The following is a 6,579-nucleotide window of genomic DNA, read 5'->3' as shown; positions in this document are numbered from 1 at the left end:
GCACGAGTTAGCTCAGCGCGAGCCCCCAGGCAAGCGCAGCTGTTTTGCGGAATATCTGATATTAAAAAGGTACTTTATTCATTAAAGTTAACTGACAAATTCGAATAAGAGCAGATGTCTTGTCGCGCAATATCGGCAATGCTAGAATTAGATTATAATCATTATAAATAAACATACTTCATTGCTTGTTCACAATTTCAAAGGCTTTAAATGCTGCAATGGTGGTATACTTATAGATATGAAATATTGAACGTGAAAGGTGTTTTGTACCCATGCATACACTAGTAGTCGGGGTGAATTACCGATCTGCGCCTCTCGAGATCCGCGAAAAGTTGTCGTTTATTGAAAACGAACTTCCGCAGGCGATGCAGGCATTAAATAAACAGAAAAGCGTACTGGAAAACGTCATCGTTTCCACGTGCAACCGTACGGAGATCTACGCGGTGGTGGACCAGCTCCATACAGGCAAATATTACGTGAAGCAATTTCTTGCGGATTATTTTGATATTCCACAGGAGTCGTTTTCGCAGTATTTATTTGTGCACGAAAAAGATGAAGCAGTCGAACATCTTTTCCGTGTGACTGCGGGCATCGATTCAATGGTGCTTGGCGAAACCCAGATTCTCGGACAGGTACGGGGAAGTTTCCTTGCAGGCCAGGAAATCGGGACGACCGGAACGGTATTCAATCAATTGTTCAAGCAGGCAGTGACGCTTGCGAAAAGAGCGCATTCGGAAACAGCGATCGGCGAAAACGCCGTATCGGTATCGTATGCGGCTGTTGAACTCGGCAAAAAAATATTCGGAACGCTGAAAAATAAGCATGTCGTTATTCTGGGCGCCGGCAAAATGGGCGAACTCGCCATAAAGAACCTGCAGGGCAGCGGAGCGGACCGCATCACGGTCATTAACCGCACATTCGAAAAAGCGGAATTGCTGGCTGAGAAATTCGGCGGCAAAGCAAAACCGCTCAGCGAATTGCAATGTGCTTTATTGGAAGCGGATATTTTAATCTCGTCTACGGGAGCTCAGGAGTTCGTCATCGATCTAGAATTGATGCAGTTTGTGGAAAAATTGCGCAAAGGCAAGCCTTTATTCCTTGTGGATATTGCGGTGCCGCGTGACATGGATCCGCGCATCGGTGATTTGCCGAATGTATTCCTGTACGACATCGATGATATGCAGGGCATCGTCAACGCAAACCTCGCAGAGCGTGAACGCGCAGCGGCGGAAATCGTGACGATGATCGACAAAGAAGCCGTTCAGTTCAATGACTGGCTGACGACGCTTGGAGTAGTGCCGGTGATTTCGGCATTGCGTGAAAAAGCGCTCGGCATCCAGGAGGAAACGATGGCAAGCATTGAAAACAAGATGCCGGACCTGACTGACCGTGAGAAGAAAATCCTCAACAAACATACGAAATCGATCATCAACCAATTATTGAAAGAACCGATCCTTCAGGCGAAGGAAATGGCCGGTTCACCGAAATCCCGCGAGCAGCTTGAATTGTTCCAGCAGATTTTCGGTATAGAAGACGAAGTGCAGGAGCAGGTCGAAAAGCAGTCACTGGTCGCAATGGCCAAAGCCAAGAAAACTGCAGAAGATAAGCAAAAGAAAAAACAGGAATCACCCGGGTATTCATTTTAATCGTTTGGAAAGAGGCGTTTTCGTATCTATATGTTAAAATGTAGAGACGAAACGCCTTTTACTATGGAAATGAAGGGGAATGGGATGGCTGATATAACAATGGCAAGGCTGCACGAAGCTATGGTTATTCTATATGCTGTCAGCCTTGTTTTTTATTTTTTGGACTATATATATAAAGAGAAAAGGGCAGCCCGGATTGCGATGTCGCTGCTGGGAGCCGTGTGGCTGCTGCAGACGGTGTTTCTCGGATTCTACATCTGGGAAACGCAGCGCTTTCCGATACTGACACTGTTCGAAGGCATTTATTTCTATGCATGGCTGCTTGTCACGCTGTCTCTCATATTAAGGATATTTTACCGTTTTGATCTGGCGGTGTTTTTCCTGAACATCATCGGATTCATATTTATAACCATCCACACATTCGCGCCGGTGCAGATCGACCGGTCGCCGGTGGGGGAAGCACTTATTTCTGAGCTCCTCCTGATCCACATCAGTTTCGCGATCCTGTCCTATGCGGCATTTTCGCTGTCGTTCGTTTTCTCGCTGCTGCATGTTTTGCAATACCGCATGCTGAAGAAGAAAAAATGGACGAAGCAATGGGGCAGTTTGCCGTCGCTCGGCCAGACGGAAAAAGGCATGACCATTTCAATCGGTGTCGGCATCTCACTGCTGTTTGTTTCGCTTGTGCTCGGATTCCAGTGGGCGTATATAGCGCTTGTCGACTTTTCGATTTTCGATTTGAAAATTGTCGGTTCATTTATACTGGTGGTTGTATACAGCGTCATATTGTGGCGTCACCGCAAAGGAACATTGAATGGCATGGCGTATTCTATGGCCCATATTTATGCATTTTTGGTGCTGCTGATTAATTTCTTCCTCGGCAGCCGTTTATCGGAATTCCATTTTTGGTATTAAGGAAAGGTTGGATTTGAATGAGAAAAATCGTTGTAGGTTCCAGAAGAAGTAAGCTTGCGTTGACACAGACGGGTCAATTTATCGACAAATTGAAGGCGGCAGGCGCCCCTTTTGAATTTGAAATAAAAGAAATCGTCACAAAAGGCGACCGCATCCTGGATGTAACGTTGTCGAAAGTAGGCGGTAAAGGCCTTTTCGTCAAAGAAATCGAGCAGGCACTTTACGATAAAGAAATCGATTTTGCGGTACACTCGATGAAAGACATGCCGTCCGTTTTGCCTGAAGGCTTCGTTATCGGCTGTGTGCCGGAACGTGAAGATCCGCGTGATGCCTTTATCGCCAATGGCCATGTAAAATTCATGGAGCTGCCGGTTGGCGCGAAAGTCGGAACAAGCAGCCTGCGCCGCAGTTCTCAGCTTTTATTGCTGCGTCCGGACCTTGATATCCAGTGGATCCGCGGCAACATCGACACGCGTCTTGAGAAGTTGAAATCCGGTGAATTCGACGCCATCTTACTGGCGGCAGCCGGCTTGAAACGCATGGGTTGGAAAGATGATATCGTCACAGAATTCCTTTCCATCGAAGACTGCCTGCCGGCGATCGGCCAGGGAGCTTTAGCGATCGAATGCCGCGGGGACGATGCGGAATTGCTTGCGGAACTCGCGAAAGTGAATCACGAAGATACAATGCTGGCGGTTAACGCTGAGCGTAAATTCCTGAAAGACATGAACGGCAGCTGCCAGGTTCCGATTGCGGGCTATGCGACAGTCGAGAACGGTGACATTACTTTTACCGGCCTCATTTCTTCTCCGGAAGCGGACCAGGTATTCAAAGAAACGGCAACTGACAAAGATCCGGTTGAAGCCGGGCGCATCGTTGCTGAGAAAATCAGCGGACAGGGCGGCTATGACCTGATCCAGCGCGTCATCGCTGAGAGCAATGTGTAATAGCGGAAAGCCGCTCGAAGGCAAAACAATCGTTTTCACCGGTTCCACATTGCCGGCAGATGCTGCTGAAAGAGTGGAAGAACTCGGAGGCAGTTCACTTTATCTGCCGCTGATTGAAACATCGATTCGCCAAACCGACAAACCGGATTTCCTGGCTTACGGCTGGCTTATTTTCACGAGCCGCACGAGTGCCGAAGCGTTCTGCCAGCTGCAGGTGAGCAATGTTCCGAAAATTGCAGCTGTCGGTGAAAAAACTGCAGAAGTCCTTCAGCAAAACGGCTACCAGGTGGATTTTATACCGACTGTCTACAGTGCCGACTGGTTTGTGAAGGAGTTTCCGTCTATAGCAGAAGATGAAAAATGTTTATTCATCAAAGGGGCTCTGGCGAAGAGTACGATTGCCAGTATGCCGCTGCCGGTGGATGAATGGATCATTTACGACACCGCCTTAAAACTTGAAAATGCAATAAAATTAAAAACCATGAAACACCAGACCATCATCTTTGCCAGCCCCTCGGCTGTTTCGGCTTACCGGAAAGCGGGAGGGGATTGGCGGGATGTCGAAATTGCGGCGATCGGCCATATAACGGAAAAAGCGATTAAAAATGAAGGCGGCCACGTCGACTTCGTTCCCGCTGATTATACGTATTTTAACGTGGTCAATGAAATAGCGAAAGGAAGATGCAAAGAATGAAAGATTTGAAATTCAACCGTCACCGGAGACTGCGCGGCTCCGCGAATATCCGTGCGATGGTACGCGAAACCACGCTTCAAAAAGAAGATTTCATTTACCCGATTTTCGTCGTTGAAGGCGAAAACGTCAAAGAAGAGATATCATCGATGCCAGGCGTATTCCATTTTTCAATGGATCGTTTAGGCGAAGAATTGGACGAAGTTGTGAGTCTTGGGATTCCTTCTGTCATCCTGTTCGGCGTGCCGAACGACAAAGATGCAGTCGGTTCCGAAGCTTATCATGACCACGCCATCACGCAGGAAGCCATTCGCTTCACAAAAGAGCGCCATCCGGAACTCGTTGTCATCGCAGATACGTGCCTGTGCCAATATACAGACCACGGCCATTGCGGCGTCATCGAAAACGGCGTCGTCCTGAACGACGAGTCGCTCGATCTGCTCGCGCGCACAGCTGTATCCCAGGCGAAAGCCGGCGCTGACATTATCGCACCGTCGAATATGATGGACGGTTTTGTGGCAGCGATCCGCTACGGACTTGACGAAGCCGGATTCCAGCACATCCCGATCATGAGCTATGCCGTAAAATACGCTTCAGCTTATTACGGTCCGTTCCGTGAAGCGGCGCATTCCACACCGCAGTTCGGTGACCGCAAAACCTATCAGATGGATCCGGCCAACCGCCTGGAAGCGCTTCGCGAAGCCGCTTCCGACGTGGAAGAAGGAGCCGACTACCTGATGGTCAAACCGGCGCTTTCGTATCTGGACGTTGTCCGCGAAGTTCGCGACAATTTCGATTTGCCGATCGTTGCCTATAACGTTTCAGGCGAATACGCGATGGTCAAAGCGGCGGCTTTAAATGGCTGGGTCGATGAAGAGAAAATCGTTCTCGAAACATTGCTCAGCATGAAACGCGCAGGAGCGGATATCATTTTGACGTACCACGCGAAAGATGCGGTACGCTGGCTGGAGGGGAAATAAATGGCATACGAAAAATCGATCGCAGCATTTGAAGAAGCAAAAAAATTGATGCCGGGCGGCGTAAACTCGCCGGTCCGCGCATTTAAATCCGTCAATATGGATCCGATTTTCATGGCTTCCGGGAGCGGCGCCACTATCACGGACATTGACGGCAATACGTATATCGACTACGTCCTGTCTTGGGGCCCTCTGATTCTCGGCCACGCACAGCCGGATGTTGTTGCGGCCATTAAAGAAACAGCTGAACTCGGCACTTCTTTCGGAGCACCGACCGTTCTGGAAAATGAAATGGCGAATCTTGTGATGGAACGAGTTCCTTCCATAGAAATGGTGCGCATGGTTTCTTCCGGTACTGAAGCGACGATGAGCGCACTTCGTGTTGCCCGCGGCTATACAGGACGCAATAAAATCCTGAAATTCGAAGGCTGTTACCACGGCCACGGCGACAGCCTCTTAATCAAAGCAGGATCCGGCGTTGCGACGCTTGGCCTGCCGGATTCACCGGGAGTGCCGGCATCTGTTGCACAAAACACCATCACGGTTCCTTACAATGATTTGGAAAGCGTCCGTGAAGCGTTCCGCGAATTCGGCGACGACCTCGCTGCGGTAATCGTTGAACCGGTTGCCGGCAATATGGGCGTTGTTCCTCCGAATGACGGTTTCCTGCAGGAACTCCGTAACCTGACGACTGAAAACGGCACGATTCTCATCTTTGATGAAGTCATGACCGGTTTCCGTGTCGGCTTTAACTGTGCACAGGGTTATTACGGTGTGACGCCGGATATGACGTGCCTCGGCAAAGTCATCGGCGGCGGACTGCCGGTAGGTGCATTCGGCGGACGCCGTGAAATCATGGAACAAGTCGCGCCAAGCGGTTCGATCTATCAGGCAGGCACATTGTCGGGCAATCCGCTCGCGATGCGCGCTGGCTTTGAGACGCTGTCACGCCTGAACGAAGACAGCTACACGACGTTCATCGAACGCGGCGACCAGCTGGAAGCAGGATTCCGTGCAGCGGCAGAGAAGTATAATATTCCGCACACAGTAAACCGTGCGGGCTCGATGATCGGCTTCTTCTTCACGAACGAGCAGGTTGTCGATTTCGATACAGCGAAAACGTCCGATCTGGAGTTGTTCGCGGATTATTATAAATTGATGGCTGAAGAAGGCATTTTCCTTCCGCCGTCCCAGTTCGAAGGCATGTTCCTGTCAACGGCACATACCGAAGAACACATCGCCAAAACCGTCGAAGCGTTCCACACCGTCTTCGCAAAACTGGCACGCTAATAAAATCTTGAGACAGCCGGCGCTAAGGTGCCGGCTGTTTTTTGTTCGGGTTAAATACTGCTCAAAAGTCGATATTCCGCAACACAGCTTCGCTTTCCAGCGGGCTCCCGCCC

Annotated in this window: 6 protein-coding genes; all 6 read left to right on the top strand. The window is 49.7% G+C overall.

What is annotated here, in order from left to right; translation table 11 throughout:
• Positions 1 to 272: 272 nt before the first annotated feature.
• The 6 genes from hemA to hemL all read left to right on the top strand — a co-directional run bounded on the left by hemA (position 273) and on the right by hemL (position 6,466).
• The gene (hemA, locus tag KW93_RS01080) at positions 273 to 1,646 is read left to right on the top strand and encodes a glutamyl-tRNA reductase (protein ID WP_033541106.1); all 1,374 of its coding nucleotides are present in this window, start codon (positions 273 to 275) and stop codon (positions 1,644 to 1,646) included.
• An 84-nt stretch (positions 1,647 to 1,730) separates the two neighbouring features.
• Complete coding sequence (locus tag KW93_RS01075; RefSeq protein ID WP_033541105.1) at positions 1,731 to 2,561, top strand: cytochrome C assembly family protein; 831 nt, start codon at positions 1,731 to 1,733, stop codon at positions 2,559 to 2,561.
• Positions 2,562 to 2,578: 17 nt separating this feature from the next.
• On the top strand, positions 2,579 to 3,508 hold the full coding sequence (gene hemC, locus KW93_RS01070) for a hydroxymethylbilane synthase (protein ID WP_033541104.1): 930 nt from the start codon (positions 2,579 to 2,581) through the stop codon (positions 3,506 to 3,508).
• Positions 3,501 to 4,202 (top strand): uroporphyrinogen-III synthase, encoded by a 702-nt coding sequence (locus KW93_RS01065; protein ID WP_033541103.1) that lies wholly within the window; start codon positions 3,501 to 3,503, stop codon positions 4,200 to 4,202. The genes hemC and KW93_RS01065 overlap by 8 nt, the downstream gene beginning before the upstream one ends.
• Complete coding sequence (gene hemB, locus KW93_RS01060; protein WP_033541102.1) at positions 4,199 to 5,179, top strand: porphobilinogen synthase; 981 nt, start codon at positions 4,199 to 4,201, stop codon at positions 5,177 to 5,179. Before KW93_RS01065 ends, hemB begins: the two co-directional genes overlap by 4 nt.
• A complete protein-coding gene (gene hemL / locus KW93_RS01055) occupies positions 5,180 to 6,466 on the top strand; it encodes a glutamate-1-semialdehyde 2,1-aminomutase (RefSeq protein WP_033541101.1) in 1,287 nt (428 codons plus the stop codon).
• Positions 6,467 to 6,579: the final 113 nt, after the last annotated feature.

The sequence above is a fragment of the Planococcus sp. CAU13 genome, from assembly GCF_000775575.1.
GTDB lineage: Bacteria > Bacillota > Bacilli > Bacillales_A > Planococcaceae > Planococcus.
The sequence above is the reverse complement of the archived record's forward strand: the minus strand, read 5'-3'. Positions and strand labels throughout refer to the sequence as shown.

Coding starts and splice junctions, on each gene's coding strand:
- hemA (WP_033541106.1), top strand. CDS start 273: ATGCATACACTAGTAGTCGGGGTGAATTACCGATCTGCGCCTCTCGAG.
- KW93_RS01075 (WP_033541105.1), top strand. CDS start 1,731: ATGGCTGATATAACAATGGCAAGGCTGCACGAAGCTATGGTTATTCTA.
- hemC (WP_033541104.1), top strand. CDS start 2,579: ATGAGAAAAATCGTTGTAGGTTCCAGAAGAAGTAAGCTTGCGTTGACA.
- KW93_RS01065 (WP_033541103.1), top strand. CDS start 3,501: ATGTGTAATAGCGGAAAGCCGCTCGAAGGCAAAACAATCGTTTTCACC.
- hemB (WP_033541102.1), top strand. CDS start 4,199: ATGAAAGATTTGAAATTCAACCGTCACCGGAGACTGCGCGGCTCCGCG.
- hemL (WP_033541101.1), top strand. CDS start 5,180: ATGGCATACGAAAAATCGATCGCAGCATTTGAAGAAGCAAAAAAATTG.